At 67.9% G+C, this 18036-nt stretch carries 15 protein-coding genes and 2 pseudogenes; 8 read left to right on the top strand and 9 right to left on the bottom strand.

All coding sequences use genetic code 11. The annotated features are described in order from the left end of the window. The first annotated feature begins 215 nt into the window (after positions 1 to 215). Positions 216 to 539, top strand: coding sequence for a transposase (locus tag ACFFQA_RS28335; RefSeq protein WP_377858777.1), 324 nt, complete (start codon positions 216 to 218; stop codon positions 537 to 539). Positions 540 to 945: 406 nt separating this feature from the next. On the opposite strand, the gene ACFFQA_RS28330 is transcribed toward ACFFQA_RS28335, so the two are convergent. The 5 genes from ACFFQA_RS28330 to ACFFQA_RS28310 form a co-directional block, all read right to left on the bottom strand. Continuing rightward, positions 946 to 1317, bottom strand: a complete 372-nt coding sequence (locus tag ACFFQA_RS28330) for a hypothetical protein (RefSeq protein ID WP_377858774.1) — start codon at positions 1315 to 1317, stop codon at positions 946 to 948. Between the two features lie 275 nt (positions 1318 to 1592). Next, complete coding sequence (locus ACFFQA_RS28325; RefSeq protein ID WP_377858771.1) at positions 1593 to 1736, bottom strand: hypothetical protein; 144 nt, start codon at positions 1734 to 1736, stop codon at positions 1593 to 1595. A gap of 15 nt (positions 1737 to 1751) precedes the next feature. Continuing rightward, on the bottom strand, positions 1752 to 1958 hold the full coding sequence (locus ACFFQA_RS28320) for a hypothetical protein (RefSeq protein WP_377858768.1): 207 nt from the start codon (positions 1956 to 1958) through the stop codon (positions 1752 to 1754). Positions 1959 to 2072: 114 nt separating this feature from the next. Then, complete coding sequence (locus tag ACFFQA_RS28315) at positions 2073 to 2222, bottom strand: hypothetical protein (RefSeq protein ID WP_377858765.1); 150 nt, start codon at positions 2220 to 2222, stop codon at positions 2073 to 2075. An 807-nt stretch (positions 2223 to 3029) separates the two neighbouring features. Then, on the bottom strand, positions 3030 to 3416 hold the full coding sequence (locus ACFFQA_RS28310; RefSeq protein ID WP_377858763.1) for an ArsR/SmtB family transcription factor: 387 nt from the start codon (positions 3414 to 3416) through the stop codon (positions 3030 to 3032). 876 nt (positions 3417 to 4292) lie between these two features. Between ACFFQA_RS28310 and ACFFQA_RS28305 the strand changes: the two genes are divergently transcribed. Together ACFFQA_RS28305 and ACFFQA_RS28300 are read left to right on the top strand one after the other, a co-directional pair. Beyond that, the gene (locus tag ACFFQA_RS28305) at positions 4293 to 8165 is read left to right on the top strand and encodes a sialidase family protein (protein ID WP_377858760.1); all 3873 of its coding nucleotides are present in this window, start codon (positions 4293 to 4295) and stop codon (positions 8163 to 8165) included. Between the two features lie 244 nt (positions 8166 to 8409). Beyond that, positions 8410 to 8580 (top strand): annotated as a pseudogene (locus tag ACFFQA_RS28300) (lantibiotic dehydratase); the annotation flags it as partial. A gap of 162 nt (positions 8581 to 8742) precedes the next feature. Here the strand turns inward: ACFFQA_RS28300 and ACFFQA_RS28295 are convergent. After that, the gene (locus ACFFQA_RS28295) at positions 8743 to 9741 is read right to left on the bottom strand and encodes a quinone oxidoreductase family protein (protein ID WP_377858757.1); all 999 of its coding nucleotides are present in this window, start codon (positions 9739 to 9741) and stop codon (positions 8743 to 8745) included. 87 nt (positions 9742 to 9828) lie between these two features. On the opposite strand from ACFFQA_RS28295, the gene ACFFQA_RS28290 reads away from it, so the two are divergent. Further along, positions 9829 to 10251 carry a MarR family winged helix-turn-helix transcriptional regulator gene (locus tag ACFFQA_RS28290; protein ID WP_377858755.1) on the top strand — a complete coding sequence of 141 codons (423 nt, stop codon included), beginning with the start codon at positions 9829 to 9831 and terminating at the stop codon, positions 10249 to 10251. A gap of 41 nt (positions 10252 to 10292) precedes the next feature. On the opposite strand, the gene ACFFQA_RS28285 is transcribed toward ACFFQA_RS28290, so the two are convergent. Next, positions 10293 to 10655 (bottom strand): hypothetical protein, encoded by a 363-nt coding sequence (locus ACFFQA_RS28285; protein ID WP_377858752.1) that lies wholly within the window; start codon positions 10653 to 10655, stop codon positions 10293 to 10295. A gap of 206 nt (positions 10656 to 10861) precedes the next feature. Here ACFFQA_RS28285 and ACFFQA_RS28280 point away from each other — a divergent pair, with 206 nt between their 5' ends. The 3 genes from ACFFQA_RS28280 to ACFFQA_RS28270 all read left to right on the top strand — a co-directional run bounded on the left by ACFFQA_RS28280 (position 10862) and on the right by ACFFQA_RS28270 (position 13547). Then, positions 10862 to 11842, top strand: coding sequence for a hypothetical protein (locus tag ACFFQA_RS28280; RefSeq protein ID WP_377858750.1), 981 nt, complete (start codon positions 10862 to 10864; stop codon positions 11840 to 11842). 165 nt (positions 11843 to 12007) lie between these two features. After that, the gene (locus ACFFQA_RS28275) at positions 12008 to 12163 is read left to right on the top strand and encodes a hypothetical protein (protein WP_377858747.1); all 156 of its coding nucleotides are present in this window, start codon (positions 12008 to 12010) and stop codon (positions 12161 to 12163) included. A 445-nt stretch (positions 12164 to 12608) separates the two neighbouring features. Next, positions 12609 to 13547, top strand: a complete 939-nt coding sequence (locus tag ACFFQA_RS28270) for a hypothetical protein (protein ID WP_377858744.1) — start codon at positions 12609 to 12611, stop codon at positions 13545 to 13547. A gap of 248 nt (positions 13548 to 13795) precedes the next feature. Here the strand turns inward: ACFFQA_RS28270 and ACFFQA_RS28265 are convergent, their stop codons facing one another. Both ACFFQA_RS28265 and ACFFQA_RS38060 read right to left on the bottom strand, forming a co-directional pair. Then, complete coding sequence (locus ACFFQA_RS28265; RefSeq protein ID WP_377858741.1) at positions 13796 to 14860, bottom strand: tyrosine-type recombinase/integrase; 1065 nt, start codon at positions 14858 to 14860, stop codon at positions 13796 to 13798. 254 nt (positions 14861 to 15114) lie between these two features. Next, positions 15115 to 15264, bottom strand: a pseudogene (locus ACFFQA_RS38060) (IS982 family transposase); the annotation flags it as partial. Between the two features lie 270 nt (positions 15265 to 15534). On the opposite strand from ACFFQA_RS38060, the gene ACFFQA_RS28260 reads away from it, so the two are divergent. Then, complete coding sequence (locus ACFFQA_RS28260) at positions 15535 to 17664, top strand: catalase (RefSeq protein WP_377858737.1); 2130 nt, start codon at positions 15535 to 15537, stop codon at positions 17662 to 17664. Positions 17665 to 18036 lie beyond the last annotated feature (372 nt).

Below are 18036 nucleotides of genomic sequence, written 5' to 3'. Positions count from 1 at the left end.
CAGGGCCCTCGATCGTCACGGTCCTCGACCGCGCGGACGACTTCAGCACCGCGACCTGCGAGCTGTGGCTGCCCGTCGAACCGACGTGACAGATCCCTGGGAGAACCCCGGTGCTGCGGCGCACCTGCTGGGCGAGGCTGCGGCCGCGGCGCTCCGGCAGCACCCCGACCACGCGGTGATCACAAGTTCTCCGGCCTGGGGGAGTTGGCGCGCGGGTGTTCGCCGAGATCGGTGACGACCGAGCGCGTTTCGCCGATGCTCGCGCGCTCAAAACGTTTGCCGGGGCCTCGCCAGTGACCAAGGAATCCGGCAACAGCGAGTCGGTAGCGTTCCGGCGGGTGAAGAACGACCGCTTGGCGGTGCGGCGCACTTCTAACGCCAACGAGACCGCGGCGACCGGCACGCCGCCGCGCTGCGCCACGTGTTCAACCAGCTGCTCTATTGCTGCCAGCAAATCAGACAGCTCTACCACGAGGCGATGGCGTTTCCCAACCCCGTCGATCGGCCGGAAACCGCCGCTGCGTGACATCTACGGCTGATCGGAGGTCTGTCGCACAGACTTGCTCCCGGCGTCGATATCTATCTGCGCCAAACCGGTGCACGTAAAGCCCTTGCGGGGAAGCCAATCAGCAATGAGCGCGCGGGGCGGTCAGCCCCCGGGCGGACCGCCTTCGGCACGAACGTGTCGGTGTTCGCGGTCAGGCCGTGTCCGGTAAGTGGCAGGGATGCGGAGTATGCCGCATCCCTGCCACACAGCGCTCAGTCGGCTGTGAACCGGCTGTCGGCTGGCCGACGGTGAGATGTTCTACCGCACCGACCGTGAAAACCGCTGGGTGGGACCCGGTCGCGCTGGTTCGCCATATAAGCCGCGAGCTTCATCGACAATGCGCAGCACTTCGTGCTTCGTCGACGCACACCTGAAATCGGGTGGTTCCGCAGCGTCACTTATACCAGTAGGTCGGCTTCGATGCGCTTGAGTTGATGCCTGGCCAATGCGAGGTTCGACAGGTCTCTTTCCAGGACCAGGTACAGGAACAGTGAGCTGCTGTGCTTCACGGAGTTCATTAACCGGATCAGGTGGTACTGGCGGTGCAATGTGATCAGAATATCTTCGATGCCGTCATTGAGTGCAAGCGTGGACATCACTCGAAGTTTCGATCGAACAATTTCGGTGTTGCCTGCCGCCGCTATTTCCATATTAAGCCAGTCGCCTCCGCCGCTTGCGCCGAGCGACATTCCGCTTTCATAGTCGACCAATGCGACACCGACCGCACCGGCGATGGCCATGGCTTCTTTCAGTGCCGTATCGATGTTCATCAAGTACCACTCCCTAGTATCAGCTGGTGATCGAGACAAAGCGGCTGATCGTCCCGTGCCTCAATCGTGTGCGAGTGCATTTTCGTGCTGACCATGTCAGCGACGACGAGCAACGATCGAGGCTCGACACGTGCTTTTCGGGGTTACGTTCTCGCGCGCGCCCGATATTCACCAAGAGCTCCTGGGAGTCGTCCAGTGGAAAGCGTGATAGGAGGTCGGGATCGCGCCGACCCGCTGGATCACGGGCTGGGCCTCATGGAGGAGACGTCCGATGTTCAGTCCTTTGTCTCCAGTGCGACCATCAGCGCCGTTCGACCAACGGTGTACGCGGCCATGTAGCCCTCGCTGCTGAACACCACGGTCTGGTTGGCGGTGAGGGACCGCCACGCGATGTTCGCGGGTCGATCAGGCACGGACACGAGCAGGCTCCCCGGTCAGTTCGTGAGGGCCGCGGAGTCCAGTACGGCCGGATCCACCCAGCCGTCGGTGTCGACGCCGTGTCGTGCCGCCGTCTCAAGCAGATCGCGGATGCGGGCGCCGTGCAGATGCACCTCGTGGTCGTGGCCAGCGTCCAGGGCCACGACCAGCGCCGCCAAGCGCTGCTCGATCTGGCTGCGCAGAGTCGTTCCGAACTCGCTCATCGTCCCCACTTCGCCGGGGTGCGGACAACGCCACCCAGAGCCTTGATGAATCCATCATCTTCGCAATTAAAGAATTTTGCAAGTGTCGGATGGTGCGAGAAGAGGCACAGGGTGCTAGGGGGCCAGCCGTGCTAGCAACGGGTCGTTGCCCGCGTGGGAGAGGTCGAAGCTCTTGTCGGTCAACGGGAAGTCCAGGCCGATCGTGTCGGCCAGCGCGACCGGGAGCGCGGGCCAGGTGAAGAAGCTTGGGTCCACGATCTTCACCGGGACAGCGTGCCCTCGGGGGCGAGTTCGACGCGGTGTGTGGTCGTGCCCCGTCCTCTTCGACGATGCCCACCCCTGACCGGCCGGGAGGCCCCGTGCCGTCCAGTGGTCGTGCCATCGGCCCCCCAGCCGCCCGTCGACGATCTCGGCGAGGCGGTCCGGGGTGGGCAGGGCTGTGATGGCCACACCACCGGGATGGAGGGTGCTGCGGAGCAGCCGTTGCCTGACGACGTGGTCGTTGAGGCGCAGCAGGTCTTTCCGGGCGCGCTGGGCGGAGCGTTGAGGATGCCGTACCCGACGTCGTTGCTATATGCGCCGGCGGACACAGCGACGCCCCGGTCACCGCGACGAACACCCCGCCCAGCGCGTCCAACGCGATCGACACCCCGGACAGCGGCAAAACCCCTGCGGCGCAATCGAAAACGACTCACCCGCGATCGCGGCCACCCCGGCGACGGCACCGGCCAGCCCGGTCAGCGCCGTCCCCGCGCCCACCATCGGCCGCGTCCGGGCGAGCGTGCCCAAGGCGGCAACGACGCTCAACGCTCCCGCCACCACGGCGGCGGCGAAACCCCATGCCGTGAGGCTCATCGACCAGCCAGCTTCCGCACACTCTCGACGATCGCCTCCGGCCGCGGCAGGCACCCGGCGTTCTCCACAACCACCGGCACGATGTCCCGCACGGCACCGGCCACCCCATCCGCGTCACCGACCCGGTCACCACCAGCGCGTCCGCGTGCCGCGGCGAGACGGGGATGTGCATCCCCCATCGGGCGACAGGCCAGGGATCAGCGGGGGATGCGCGGCCTATTCACTCGGCGAGGTGGAGCCAGGCGCGCTTGGGCCCGAGTTCGCCGCCGTCGAGGACACCGGCGCCTGGAGGTCCTCCAGCAGTTCGATCTGCCCGGACAGGACACCGGTCAGGATCTGCCGGGCGACCGCGAGCAACTCCGCCACGCACGGGCTGGTCAACGAGTAGACCACGGTCGAGCCCTCCCTGCGCGTGGCCACCAACCCCGCGCGGCGCAGCACCGCCAGCTGCTGCGACAGGTTCGTCGCCTCGATCCCCACCTCTGGCAGCATTTCCGCGACCGAGTGGTCCCGCTGGCTCAGCAGCTCCAGCGCCCGGATCCGCGCCGGATGGCCTAAGGTCTTGAAGAACTCGGCCTTGTGCTGATAGAGGGGCTTGCTCACCAGCACCCCTCCCCACGCGCCCGCATCGGGTGGCCTGCGCCCGGCCTATCGCTCGTCGTCACACTCGCCAATCCTTCCCTGCCCGGACGCAGCGGCGAAGACGAGACACCCGGTCACATGCTGTAGCAGTTACTGAACTTAGCAAGTCTGCAAACGGTTTGCCGCGATGGTGCCAGATGTGCCCGGCCACCGCGTTCCCGCTCGCTGTTGGAGACAGTTCTGTCCCGGCCGTGACCGCACCCTCACGTCCGCCCAGCCCACGAAGGCCCACCCGATGTGTGACTGATCATCAGCGCGTTGCCGTCGCTGCTGTCGAGATCGGGTTTCCGCGAGAAGGGCATGTCGTCGTCTGGACTGTCGTCCTTGAAGAGGTCCTGGTCCACGACGAGGTCGTAGCCGACGCGCGGTCAGGGCGGTGGCGATCGTGACCGCAGCCCGGTCGACCGAGGGGCTGTTTCTGCCGCGCCGTCTCGATGAGGTTGGCCAGCGCCTCGGCGTCGCGGGCCTGCTCGTCCGGGGTACTGGCGAAGCCGTCCCGCCCCAGGGTGTCCGCTGACTTGACGAACAGGTCGGTGGCCAGCGCGCCCCGTTCGACTTAGCTGACGGAAACACCCTGGTGCGAGGTGGGCCAGTTGCTGAGCGCAAAACTCCTCGACCACAACGGTGACGGCGGGGAAGCGGCAGCCAACAACAGGTGTACGACCAGGATCGCCGTTACGTGGCCCGGTGCCTCTGACCTGGTGGTCGCCTCTTGAGGCAGCGCTCTCCCCGTTGTCTGGGCGGCCTGCGGGCTCGCTGGTAGACCAAGCCCAGGCGGGTAGACGTTGAGGGGGAACCATGAGAACGCCATTACGCCGAAGGCTCACCGTGACGGTGATGAGTGGTGTGCTGCTCGCGGGCACGATTTCCGTCCCGACCGCGCATGCCGCGGTGCCCGTCGACGAGGCCGGACTGGCCAACGCGCTGTTCGGCGCCACCATGCGCATGGTCAACCGGGATGACGACCTGGCCAAGAACCTGGTAGCCAGCGCCGAGCTGCTGGACTGGCGGGCGAAGAACGCGCAGGCGGACGCGGCCACGGTGACCGCGCACCTGGCTGCGGTGCGCAAGCACATCGATGTCGCCGTGCCCAGCCAGGCGTGGAGCCGGGAGCCGGTGGAGACGGTGAGCGCCGCGCTGGCCGCGGTCCGCGGCGCGCCCGGCGCGACCATCGACGGCGCGCGGATGGGCAAGCTGAACAACACGCTGCTGGGGCTGGACACGGTGCCGGTGTCCACCAAGCCCGAGGATCGGGTGTCCGGGGCGCAGCGGGAGTTCGCCTGGGAGGCGGGTTTCGCCGACAACCAGGCCGAGGTGTGGACCGGGGTGGCGCAGACCGCGCGGGCCGATGCCTCCTTCCGCGGCGCGTGGAATGCGGAGATCGGTGACCGGGCCAGGGTCAACTCCGGTGCCGGCGCCACCGAGCTGGGTCAAGGCGAGCAGCTGCGCACGGTGCTGGATGTGAGCAAGCTGCAGAACGCGGCCAAGCTCGGCGAGGTGCAGCTGCGGGAAGCGTCGACGGACGTTTTCAAGGACCTCACCACCAGGCTGTACAACGAGCGCAAGGAGAAGCTGGACCACCTGTCGAACGCCGCCAAGCGGAACCCGCCGGACGCCAAGCCCACCGAGCCCACCGAGGCGCAGAAGACCGCGGCCAAGGCGGAGGAGGAGAAGCGCAAGGGCTACATCGACACGGTCAAGGGCGGCCTGGACGGGCTGGCCTTCGTGGTCGGCCTGATCGACAAGGACTTCTCGAAGCGGATCAGCAAGTTCGCCGAGGGCGCGGTCAAGGTGGCCTACGCGGTGAACAAGGCGTACACCGCGCTGACACTGGTCAACTCGGCCTTCTCACTGGCCACCGCGGCCTTCACCGGCAACCTGATCAGTGTGGTCAGCACGCTGGTCTCGGTGTTCACCGCGGGCGGCCCCACCGTTGAGCAGCTGATCCTGGACCAGATCAAGGAGCTGCGCAAACAGCTGGAACAGGTCCAGCAGAACATGAACGACCGCTTCGACAAGGTCGACGCCAAGCTGGACAACATGTACAACCGGATGCTTGAGGAGTTCCGGAAGCTGGAGAACGGGGTTGTCTGGGTCCGGGAGAACCAGAAACAGATCTTGGCCGCGCTCACCTCGCTCAGCACCGAACTCCAGGTCGTGGGCAGCACCCTGCTGAAGGCGGTCGCCGGACTGTACAAGCTGGACAAGTGGGGCAAGATCGACCGCTTCCTGGACTACAAGCGCAAGCACGCCGGGCGGGACATGCCCGAAAGCGACTTCATCAACGCCGAGAGCGACTTCTGGGTCACCGCGGTGCAGGCGCCGACCAACGAGCTGTTCGTGGTGCCGGAGGCCAACCACCGCACCGACACCGCGACCGTGCTGACCAACCTCAACCTGCACGGCGACGGCGGGTCAGCCGCGTTCCTGGCCTACTACGCCAACGCGGCGCTCGGCGCCGACCTGACCACCACCGGCCACGGCGGCAACGCCGCGGTGTGGGGCATCGGCGCGAGTTCCTACGGGCTGCTGCTCAAGCAGAACCCGCAGTGGGTCAACGGAACCGAGACCAAGGAGCGCGGCAAGGCGGTGCTCAAGGAAGGGCGTGACATCCGGGACCAGCTGCTGTCCTTCAGCCAGCCCGGTCCCAACGGCGCCACGAACAAGATCTTCCAGACTCTGCTGGCCAACCACGGCGCCAAGGCCGACCAGCTGATCGCCGAGGTGGCCAAGCGGGAGGGCGAGGTGAGCGAGGGCAAGACCCTGTCGCTGTTCCGCGGACCGGAACAGGGCGCACCGCCCGGCACCCCGAGCCTGTACGCGCCCTCGGTGTTCGAGCCCTGCACGCCCAGCAGTGACCCGGCCCGCAACTTCACCCTCTCCCGGTCCAGAGCGCACGACGGCCAGCACATGACCGCGCCCACGCAGTTCTACCGCTACTTCCGCGGCGACAAGTTCCAGTACAAGCCGTGCTGGTCCTTCACCCACCGCCCGGTCGCCGGGCAACCGAACACCTACGACCTGATCATCGAGATGCGGGACGAGTTCGTCTTCCCGGACGGCACCCGGTGGTCCAGCAAACGCACTTCGGCGGTGGTGCACCGCTGGGCCCCCGGTTCGAGCGCCGACGTGCCGATGTTCATCAAGGCGCAGTGGGACTCCAAGCTCAAGCCGATCTTCGACCGGGACGCCAAGCTCGAAGACGGCATCGACTTCCTGACCCCGCGCTTCACCAAACTGGCCGAGGAGGTGCTCAAGGAGAAGCGGATCGACTTCTACAAGCGGGCCGCCACCTTCGTCAAGGACAGCGCGGAAGGCCGTGAGCTGAACTTGTCCGCGCGGCTGCTGCGCGCCTACACCGAGGCGGGTTTCCCGCGGGCGCTCAACACCGACGAGTACCTGCGTTCGGCGCTGTTCGGGCCCAAACCGCTCTACGGCGTGAACGCCAGCGACAACGGCTACCTCGTCGCGGAGTACGAGATGGCCGCGGCCAACGTGCACAACAACAATCCCCCGTGGGACGTGACCCGCTCGGACCGCCAGGTCAACTGCGTCGGAACCGCCACGGCCGAGGGCAAGGACGCGGTCGGCGCCTGCCTGCGGGACAACATGCGCTCGCGGCAGGAGCGGCTCACCGACCGGCTCACCGAGCAGTTCAAACAGCGCTGGGAGGGCGCGGACCAGACCCTGCCCGGCCTGCAGACCCAGCTGCGCACCCTGTGGCTGACCCTGCGCTCGGTGCACGCGAACTACGACTTCGGCCCGGCGATCGAGGCCCCGGCGCCGCCAGCGCCCGCGGCCGGGATCTGGACCGAGCCGGAGGCGGTGGACCACGAGGCCGCCTTCGAGTCCGGGGTGGCTACCACCACGTTCAAGGGCAACCAGTTCGTCTCCTGGCGGGGCACGGACGGCCACCTCTACGGGGCGCTGGCCAACAGCCGGGGTTTCCCGGCCAAGGTGAAGATCGCCGACGTGGTCTCCAAGGCCCCGTTCGCGCCCACCGCGGCGGAGTTCAACGGCAAGCTGGTGGTGGTGTGGAAGGACTTCCGGCCCGGCGCCTCCTGGCCGACCCAGAACACCGCGGTCAGCGAGGACGGCAAGAGCTGGTCCGTCACCTCGGTTCCCGCGCCCCGGCGACAGCTGCACAACCTGGACTCGCCCACGCTGGCGGTGTTCAACGGCAAGCTGCTGGGCCTGTACCGGGGCACCGACCAGCAGCTGTACCTGACCAGCACCACCGACGCGGTCACCTGGGGCCCGGCCGAGCTCATCCTGTCCGGGAACATGACCAACCAGCGACCGGGCATGACCGTGCACAACGGAAAGCTCTACGCCGCCTGGCGCGGTCACGACCAGCACCCTCGCGCCTACATGGCGTCCTCTGTGGACGGTGTGAACTGGGTCGCGGCGCCGGCCAGGGTCGGCGGGCTGGATGCCGGAATCGACGGCGGTCCGGCGCTGGCCTCCCACGGCGGCAAGCTGTACGCGGTGTGGCGCGGAGCCTGGGGCGATCCGACAATGTACGGCGCCTTCACCACTGACGGCGCTGAGTGGTCGCCGCAGTACAGCGTTGCCCGCACGGTCAAGACCAACCACGCGCCCAGCGTGACGGTGCTCGGCGGAAGGCTGCGACTGGCCTGGGGCCCGCCCAACGACCTGTTCCAGGGCAACACCGTGGCCGTCGCGAGCAGCGCGGTGCTGACCGGCTGACCGGACAGGACCGCGCTGCTCGCATGCCGCCGTTCCAAGAACTGGCGTTGCGCAGCACGCACCTCCGCCAGGGGAAAGATCGCCGCGACCGGTGGTCGCACTCCCTGGCGGAGGTGGCCAGTTTGCCGAACTCGTGCGTCAGCGGCCGAGTGGGTGGCGTGCCAGGGGGAGAGGGCACGGCCCGGCGCGCTCGGTGTGCCCATCAAGTCGGCCTGCAGCGCTGAGCCTCCCGGCAGACGACAGCATGGTGGCCGCGCGTGCCTGGCTGGAACGAGCGTGGCAGCGAGAGATCGTCCGCGAGGCCGTGCGCCTCGCCAGTCCGGGCTTGGCCGAGCAGATCAACCAGATGCTGGCCGGGCGGACATCCGGTACCCGGGCCGTGGTCTCGCTGGCGTCGTACCTGCTGCGCTGGCAGGGTCGGGCAACCCTTTCGGTGAGGTCGAGGAGGTCGGCGGGGGGTTCGGCTGCGTTGCCGGGCGCGGCGCAGCAGGGCCCCAACGCCGGCCCCTCGGCCGCTACCAGCGCGTCAGGAAGGCTGAGCGGCGTTGATGCCGAGCCTCGGGCCGTTCGTTGCGTCCTATCCGACCTTGAGGGCCATCTTCCCGACATAGTGATCGTTGAGGGCGCGATGCGCGTCCGCGACTCGCTCCAACGGGAAGGTCCGGGCGACGTGGACCTCGAAGGAGCTCGCCTCGATGATCGCGTTCAGCCGATCGGTGGCGGTGCGGCTTCGATCCCCGTCGTAGTAGGACACCGTCGCGCCCGGCGACGTCGCAGGCGCAGGCAGGACACCGTTCGGCCAGGCGATCCGTCCCGAGTTCTTGACCGCGCGAAGAGACCGGTCGGCAGTCTCGCCTCCCGCGGTGACCAGAGCCGCGTCGAGCCCGCCTGGTGCGAACTCGAATGCCGCAGCCAGCACATCGTCTTTGCGACCGTCGATGGCCTCGTCGGCACCCAGCCGCTTGGCCAGGGCGACACCGTCGTCACCAGAGGCGACGGCCAACACCCGGATGCCCCTGTGCCGCGCCAGCTGCACGGCGAGGTGCCCGATACCCCCGCTGGCCCCGAAGACCATGAGCGTCTCGTCCGGCCGCAAGCCGATCAGATCGAGGCCGCTCAGTGCGGTCAGGGCATCCCAAGCCATCGCGCCGGCCTGTTCGGTCGGCATCCGGTCGGGCACGCGGGCCACGAACTCCGCATCAACGACGCCGTACTCGGCGTAGAAGCCGCCACGCGGCACCGGCATCGTCGCAGCGTAGACACGCTCGCCCACGTCGAACCGGGTGACGTTGCGTCCGACCGCGGCCACCGTGCCCGCCGCGTCCCAGCCGAGGACATAGGGGAAGGTCGACGCGACGCCGAAAGCGCCGTCGTAGTCGCCCTTCCGCTCGACCGCGTCCCAGGACCCGAGCCCTGCGAACTCCACCCGGATGAGAACGTCGTCGTCGCCGACCTCCGGGAGCGGAATGCGGCGCGACGAGAGTTCGTCGACTCCGCCGAACCGGTCAAGGACGACCGCGTTCATCTGCGGCACCACGATCGCGCCGCCGGCTGTGCGCTCGACTCTGCTGTCCATCGGCTCTCCTTGGTTACTTGAGTCAATCAAGGATTAGCGAACCACAACTATTTGAGCGAATCAAGTAACTCCTCTAGGCTGGGGGCCATGGCGCTGCCGAACGGACCCGTGACCACCTCCTCCGAGGCCGAGGCCGTCTTGTTCGACCTGGTCGACGTCTACGACCGCGCCTACGAGGCGGCCGCGGCCGAGTTGTCGCTCAGCCCGGCGCAGGCATGTGTGCTCGGGCGACTCGATGAGCGGCGGAGCATGGGCGCCTTGGCCGAGGAGCTCGGCTGCGATGCCTCCAACATCACCCAGATCGTCGTGCGTCTCGAAGCGCTCGGCCTCGTGACCCGCGAACCGAACCCCCGGGATCGCCGCGTACGACTCGTCGCGCGAACCCCCCGAGGAGACGAGGTCAACCACCGGTTCGCAACAGCCTTCACCTTCGCCCGCACGGCGGTCGGACGACTCTCACCCGACGAACAGGACCAGTTGACGACGCTGCTGCGCAAAGCACTGGGCTGACACGCGCCAGCGGCCCACCCAGTCAAGGCGGATCCAACGGCTTACCCATCCGCACCTGGACCCATGACCGAGCCCGGCGAGTTGGTCGACGGTCTGCTCGGCCCTGTTGGCCAGGCTTGGTTCGAGGTGGGACCACATCGCTTCGACCGGGTTGAGCTCGGCCAGGGTCGGGTGGCGACCAGCTCCCTCATCGCCGCGCCGCGGTGGGTATTGAGGTTGTCCCAGACGAGCACGATCGGTCCGCCCAGTTGCTGGTGGGCGATCCTGGCCAGCGTCCAGCGCTGGTCCTCATCCCAGCCGTGCGCGGCGGGCCTGGCCGCCAACTCCTGCTCCAGGACCCGCAGCTGGTCCGCGGTCGGCTCGCACCGCGCGCCGCCAGGTCCCTTGGAGGCCAAGGCGTCCATGCCGCCCTTGGCCAAAGCCCGGTGCCAGCGGTTGACCGAACATCCGCGCGGCCTGGAACCGCACCCGCTCCCGAGCGGCTCGTTCCGCAGAGGTCAGGCCACCCTCGTCCGGATACCTCATCCACTCGGGACAACCCGACCACCACACGCCACGGACGGTGCTACGTTCGGCGCAATCGATTACTGCGTCACGGGGAGGGATGGCGTTGAAGCGCACGTTCTTGCGGTTGTGGCTCGTTGTACTGGGGACCCTCACGCTGGCCGGGGCACTGCTGCCCGGCACGGCGCTGGCGGTGGAGAAGCCAGGCGGCAAGCAGAGCTACGCGGTCACCATCGGACAGGTGGCGTCGACGGGAACCACGCCCACGGGCAAGGAGTTCTCGCGGCTGGCGATGTACTACTTCGACGCGGACGGCACCGTGCGGCAGGGGTTTTGGTTCTGGAGCTGGAGCCAGGGGTACCCGGCGGCCACGATCCGCCCGACTTCGGCGGGATGTGACAACTGCGCGATCCACACCGCTGGCGGGTTCCAGACCGGGGCCGAGGTCAAGGAGCTGAGGGGGCGGTACACCGTCACCGGTGACAAGCTCGCCGTCGCCTGGGACAACGGCGCCACCGAGAACTGGGTTGTGACCAAGCCGGAGACCGGGATCAGCGTGATCTCGCTGACCGGCTCGAACTACGGCGCGAACGTGGGCCAGGGCTACGGCAGCAACATCCGCAACACCGTCGCCGTGCAGCTGAAGGACATCCCGAAGAAGTACTACCCAGGCCGCTACGCGTACAACGCCTACGACGCGAAGACGGGGAAGCTGGTCTCTGGCACCGGCACCTCCGGGATCAACCTGTCGCTTCCGCAGTGGAAGGAGTGCAACGACAACTGCCTGAGCGCCGCCGTCGAGATCACCGACCCCAACTCGAAGGCCTGCACGGCCTGCAAGCCCGGTGAGCAGAGGGCCATCCGGTACTACCTGGCTTCCGAGGGCGGGCGGAAGAACTTCTACGAGCACTTCTGCACCTGCCTGCTGCAGGGCACCAGCACCTGCTACACGGGCGGTTCGCACCTCAAGCCTCAGCTGCAGGTGATCGACGACGCGGGCAAGTTCCGCGGCTGGGTCGGCGTTGAGGCCCAGCACCGGATCGCCAACCGCGGAACGATCGCTGTGCACTGGTACACCGACGTCTGAGCAGCATCTTCGAGCGGCAAGGCGGAGGGCGCGCGGATCGAACGCGCGCCCTCCGCCTTTGCCTAGTGGGTTCTTCCACGGAATCCGGAGTCGGGCGGGATGGTGACTGGGCGAAGTGGCTCAGTCGTTCTGATCAGAACCCGGGAAGCGGGTTCGGATCGGCGTATGCGAGTGATCGAGGGCTCAGCGCTCGCTCTGGCCGACCGCTTCGAGATGGCCTGGCTTGATGCCGAGGACGTCGCACAGCGCGGTGGTGTCAGCCTCGCCAGGACATGCGGCGAGGTGCAGGCTGTCGAGACCGAAGCCCAGCGCCAGCCCTGAGACGGGCGATTCGCGACCTCACCGGTCGTGCCCCTAGAAAGATCACAATGACTGGGCCAGGACACGAGTTGTCCTGTCGCGGTGAAGCGCGCCACCCGATGCGCGCTCGCGTCGTTTCGCGCGCCCAGTGCACAGTTCGTGCGCTAGATCGACTGGGAAGGGGCGGTGGCTGACGGTGGGGACGTGCCCGGAGCTGTTCCTTGTGGGCGCCACGCCGCTTGCGTCCCGATGAGCAGGTCTTCGAGGGCATCCTCTCAGGCTGGGCGACCCGGCATTTCACCCGCAACCTCGACTGCGACCTGCTCGCCCACGTCTCCCCGGCGGTGATGGAGCACGTCGACCCCCACGGCACCTACAGGTTCCCGGTGACCGCGGAGTTCGCCGTGAAGTGCGTGCTCGTCCTGCTGGCGGCCGATAGCGTTGTCTCATGGATGAGGGTGATCGGTTGCCTGCTGACGACGCGGCTCGGGTGCGCAACACGGCGGAGAACATCACTGGCGCGCTCGTCCAGGCCGGCAAGATCGAAGGTGACGTCACCCTGCACGTGGCCAGGGACCCCCTGGAGGTCCACGACGTGCCGGTCGTCATCACCGTCGAGTGGTCGGAGACCGAGTATCTGGTGCAGTTCGCCGAGGACAGGCCGGCCCACGGCGACGGGCTGAGCGGGCGCTGGCGCGGTTGGACTGAGGGCCTGGCAGTCCTGGTGGAGGGGCGCAGCGCGCGGGCCGTGGTTCTGAAGGCCCTGCGCCCGGTTGTGCTCGCGCGCCGGCCACCACGACCTATCGCGGGCCTTGGCCGCGCATGTGGCATCTTGGAGCCACGCCGGTTCATAGTCGATCTTGAACGAGATCCACCGGGCCTGGTCGCCCAAGGACCGGACTTCCCCTTCACGGTCAGCGCCAGCGACCCCGAACAGTTCCGGATACGGCTGCGGGTCAGGGATCACGAGGTCGACTGGCGCCTGGAACTGGACTGGATCTGCGCAGGCCGCGCGGGAACCCTCCAGATCCCGGAGACCGGGCACTTCACGCACTATCCGATCCGGTCGCGACTGGAGGAGAGCAAGATCCTGACCAGTGAGGTGGTCAGGTTGCTGCAGCATGGGCACGACCGGCCGGTGCGGGTCGGGCAGGTCCGGGTGGACCCGTGTGCCGAATACCGTTCCCAGGTCGTGGCCCTGCGCGCCACATTCGCAGACCTTGGGGAAGTGGACGTGCCGGTCATCCCCGGCGAGCTGCGGCTGCATGCTTATCCGGCTGGTGACGCGCTCGAACCTGCGGGTGAACCGTTGGCGGCCGTCGAGTTGGACGAGTCCGTGTACAACGACGGCGAGTGGGGGCCGGTGAATGCGATCGCTCAGGCGCTGGCCCCACGTCTGCGATGACCCTGCTACAGGCTTGCCCTGATCGGGATGGGTGTTGTTTCGCCCTCGGCGGGGGCTCCGCCCCGGCTCTTCCGGGCTCGCCGCCGAAATCCGACCTGCTCACCCAGCGCCGGGAACACAACGCGCCACTGACGAGACCTTGCCGTGGCATGCGGGAGTGCGGCTTCGCTTGCGCCCCAACAACTCTCAGAATCATCCACTATGGACGGTGAGGGCGTCTGTGCCTGTGACGCCTGTATCGCAAACCATCAGAGCTGTCCCTCGTCGATCCGTGCCGCTCCGTGCTCGTGCACGCGATGCCTCAGGTCCGTTGCGAGTCCGCTCGGCAGCATGGGGGTGTGCGCGGCCGACGCCGTGAGGCTGCCGGGCAGGGGGAGGAGGGCTTGTTGCCCGTAGTCCTGCCAGTCGGGGGCGTAGTCGCGGGGATCGTCGGGCAGCGCGAGTTGCTGTGGCGCGGGCGCACGATGCCGTAGCTGCTCCAGGGTGGGCAGCGCCACGGGTTCACCGCCCGCGGCGAGGGCTCCGGCGATGTGGGCGAGCTGGGTGGTGGTGACGCTGTGGCCGAGCCCGGCGCGGCGCGCGCATCGGGCCACCAGGCGGTGCAGGTCGATCGCGGTGATCGGGCGAAGCCCGGAGGGCTGGGTGAACACGCGATGCCCGTCGATGGTGGGGCGTTCGGTGAGCCAGGCGGTCAGGTAGCCGTGGACCTCGGGCGGTAGCGGGATCCAGCGGGTGCGGTCGCGGATGCCGCCGCGGCGGGCGAGGTCGCGCAGCGTGCAGCTGGTGATGCGTTCGGCGCGCCAATGGACGGCGATGAGCAGGCCGAGCAGGCTGGCTCCGAGGGGGCCGCCGAGCCAGGGGTCGCGGTGGGCTTCGGTGATCAGTGCCCGTAGTGCCGCGGCGTCCAGCGGTGGGGGAGTGCGGCGCGGGTGCGGGGCGTAGGCGGCGACGGGGTCGAGAGCGCGTGCCTGCCGCACCGGGTTGTCGGTGAGCAGTCCGATTGCGGTGCAGTGGGTGTAGAAGGAGCTCCACGCGGTGGCGGTGGTGGCGATGGTGTTGTGCCGCCGTAGGGGGTGTTCGTGGGCGGTGAGGTCGTGGCGGCGGCCGGTGAGGACGTGGCAGTAGTCCAGGACGTCGGTGGCGCGGGCGTCGAGGAGGTGGCGTTGGCGGTGGAGGTAGAGCCAGGTCGCCAGGGCGGCGAGGTCGCGGCGGTAGCGGTGCCGGGTGTGTTCAGAGGCGAGGGTGTCCAGCCAGGTGGTGACCAGCCGCACGAGGTCTGCGGTGGTGACCGGAGAGCGTGACGGTGCTGCCATGCGATCGATGGTGACAGCCACCTCTGACACTCGACGCGCATCCCGAGACGGGCAAGGACTCGGTGAGCCGTCGGCCGCAGTCGTTTCCCGCAGGTGCGGTGCGGGAGACCGGCAGAGGTGGGGCAGCGTGCGTCGCCACTGCCCGGCCGCATTGACCCTGCTGGCGTGCTTGTGACTACGCGGAGCTGGTCATCAGGTCGTTCGCATCGGAGAGCGTGAGCCCGGGATAGGTCTGGCGGAGCGCTTTGATCGCCGAGCAGCCGTCTGACGTGCTTGAGCAGTGGGACGGCGGTGCGCAGCCGCTTGTTGTAGCCGGACTGCTGGGGCAGACAGCGATATGCGCCGGACGGGAACCGTCGCCAGCGGGCCTCGGAGCGGATGCCGGGCACGGGTTGGGCGACAGCCGAGATGGTCGTGGTGTGATGTGGGAAGGGTGTTCAGGTCGGTCCTCACAAACTGACCTTGACCACCTTTGTCCGTCTCCGGCCATCGTGCGACGTACGCGGTCGAGTACGACCGTGACGCCCTCGATCCCGTCCACGGGTACCGGCCCGGAATGCCGCAAGACGCCGAACGTGTGAGGTGCCCCTGCCCCAAGTTGATCAATCAGATTACCGGCACCGGTCGTGGGTAGCCATCCGTCGGGAACTGAACGATCTTCATTGGAGGTTTGCATGACTACCGCACCTCGGCAGCCCGAGGACGACGCGAAGGACCGACAACTCGAGTCCGCGCGCGTCGATCCCCGGGGAACGCACCTGACCACCGACCAAGGAGTGCGCGTCGGCAACACCGACGACTCGCTCAAGGCCGGGGCACGCGGACCAACCCTGTTGGAGGACTTCCACTTCCGGGAGAAGCTGACCCATTTCGACCACGAGCGCATCCCGGAGCGCGTCGTGCACGCGCGCGGTGCCGGCGCGTACGGTCACTTCCAGCCCTATGACGACTGGTTAGCCGAGTACACCGTGGCGGAGTTCCTCACCGACCCCTCGGTGCGCACGCCCGTCTTCGTGCGCTTCTCCACGGTGGTCGGCTCGCGCGGCTCGGCCGACACGGTCCGGGACGTGCGCGGCTTTGCCACCAAGTTCTTCACCCGGCAGGGAAACTACGACCTCGTCGGCAACAACATCCCGGTGTTCTTCATCCAGGACGGCATCAAGTTCCCCGACTTCGTGCACGCGGTGAAACCCGAGCCGCACAACGAGATCCCGCAGGCCTCGTCGGCGCACGACACGCTGTGGGACTTCGTGGCGCTCCAGCCGGAGACCATGCACATGATGATGTGGCTGATGTCCGACCGGGCGCTGCCGCGCAGCTTCCGGATGATGCAGGGCTTCGGGGTGCACACCTTCCGCCTGGTCAACGCCCAGGGCCAGGGCACGTTCGTGAAGTTCCACTGGCGCCCGGCACTCGGCGTCCACTCGCTGGTCTGGGACGAGACGCAGAAGATCGCGGGCAAGGACCCCGACTTCAACCGGCGCGACCTCTGGGACACCATCGAGGCGGGCAACTTCCCCGAGTGGGAACTGGGCGTGCAGCTGGTACCCGAGTCCGACGAGTTCGCATTCGACTTCGACCTGCTGGACGCCACGAAGATCATTCCCGAGGAGCAGGTGCCGGTCCGCCCGGTCGGCCGCCTGGTTCTCAACCGCAACCCCGACAACTTCTTCGCCGAGACCGAGCAGGTCGCCTTCCACACCGCGAACGTCGTGCCCGGCATCGACTTCACCAACGATCCGCTGCTGCAGGCCAGGAACTTCTCCTACCTGGACACCCAGCTCCTCCGGCTGGGCGGGCCCAACTTCGCGCAGATCCCGGTGAACCGGCCGATCGCCCCGGTGCACACCGACCAGCGCGACGGCTTCCACCAGCACAAGATCGACGTCGGCCGGACCAGCTACACCAAGAACAGCCTCGGCGGTGGCTGCCCGATGACCAGCGGCGCGTTCCCCGAGGTCTTCTCGCACTACCAGCAGAAGGTGGAGGGCGTGAAGGTCCGGCAGCGCAGCGAGAGCTTCAAGGACTTCTACAGCCAGGCCACGCTGTTCTGGAACAGCATGTCGCAGCCGGAGAAGGAGCACATCGTCGCCGCGTTCCGGTTCGAGCTGGGCAAGGTCGAGCACCGGGAGATCCGCGCGACCATCGTGGACCACCTCAACCACGTCGATCACGAGCTGGCGGTCGTGGTCGCCCGCGGCATCGGTGTTCGAGCGCCCAAGCGGGAAGTGCGGCCCAACCACGGGCTGAGCTCGCCCGCGCTGAGCCAGCTCGCCGCGTCGGCGGACACCATCTCGACCCGGAGGATCGCCATTCTGGTGGCGGCGGGTGTCGATGGCGAGGGTGTGCGCCGGGTGGTCGCAGAGCTGCGGGACCGCGGCGCGATCCCGGAGCTGCTCGCGCCGGCCGACGGCACAGTGCGGTGCGCGGACGGCAGCGATCTGAAGGTGGACAGGGCGATCAGCACGGTGGCCTCGGTCCTCTACGACGCGGTCATCGTTCCTTCTGGACCGGAGAGCGTGCGAACGCTCAGCGCCGACGGATACACCGTCCACTTCGTCGCCGAGGCGTTCAAGCACTTCAAGGCCATCGGTGCCTTCGGAAGTGGAATCGAGCTGCTCCGCAAGGCTCAGCTCGGCTCCGTCCGGCTGGCGGAGGACACCGAGACGGTGATCGTGGACGCCGGGGTCGTGACCACGTCGGCGGCGGCGGACGCCCTGCCTCCGGAGTTCTCCGAGGCGTTCGCTTGCGAGGTCGCCAGGCACCGGATCTGGCAGCGCGAAACCTCGGAGGTACCGGCCTGAGACGACCACCCGGGCATCGTGGTCCTCAGTGGGCGGACAGTGCGCCTCGGCTCGTGGGGTGGTTGGCAACCAGGCCCACGAGCACCGGAGTGCGTCATGACGAACAGGACCGAAGCTGTCCTGGCCGGCCACCGGGAAGTCGGCAACGCGTCCACCGAACTGGAGTCCGGCCGCGGCGACGCGCAGTACCGCCGCAGGCGCGCCGAGCGAGGTATCACAGCGCTGGCGACGTCGCCGGTTGTCCCCAGAACGTGCCGTGGACCGCGCGTAGGCGTCTCAACCTCTCACGCGGACAACCCACGGTAGACCTCCAGCGCGCGTGGCAGGCCCGTTGCCGCGTGTTCCCCGGCCATGGGTGATCCCGTTGTGCAA

The organism is Allokutzneria oryzae, from assembly GCF_042429765.1.
Lineage (GTDB): Bacteria > Actinomycetota > Actinomycetes > Mycobacteriales > Pseudonocardiaceae > Allokutzneria > Allokutzneria oryzae.
The sequence above is the reverse complement of the archived record's forward strand: the minus strand, read 5'-3'. Positions and strand labels throughout refer to the sequence as shown.

Coding starts and splice junctions, on each gene's coding strand:
- ACFFQA_RS28330 (WP_377858774.1), bottom strand. CDS start 1,317: ATGAACATCGATACGGCACTGAAAGAAGCCATGGCCATCGCCGGTGCG.
- ACFFQA_RS28320 (WP_377858768.1), bottom strand. CDS start 1,958: ATGAGCGAGTTCGGAACGACTCTGCGCAGCCAGATCGAGCAGCGCTTG.
- ACFFQA_RS28305 (WP_377858760.1), top strand. CDS start 4,293: ATGAGTGGTGTGCTGCTCGCGGGCACGATTTCCGTCCCGACCGCGCAT.
- ACFFQA_RS28295 (WP_377858757.1), bottom strand. CDS start 9,741: ATGGACAGCAGAGTCGAGCGCACAGCCGGCGGCGCGATCGTGGTGCCG.
- ACFFQA_RS28290 (WP_377858755.1), top strand. CDS start 9,829: ATGGCGCTGCCGAACGGACCCGTGACCACCTCCTCCGAGGCCGAGGCC.
- ACFFQA_RS28285 (WP_377858752.1), bottom strand. CDS start 10,655: ATGGACGCCTTGGCCTCCAAGGGACCTGGCGGCGCGCGGTGCGAGCCG.
- ACFFQA_RS28275 (WP_377858747.1), top strand. CDS start 12,008: ATGCGAGTGATCGAGGGCTCAGCGCTCGCTCTGGCCGACCGCTTCGAG.
- ACFFQA_RS28265 (WP_377858741.1), bottom strand. CDS start 14,860: ATGGCAGCACCGTCACGCTCTCCGGTCACCACCGCAGACCTCGTGCGG.
- ACFFQA_RS28260 (WP_377858737.1), top strand. CDS start 15,535: ATGACTACCGCACCTCGGCAGCCCGAGGACGACGCGAAGGACCGACAA.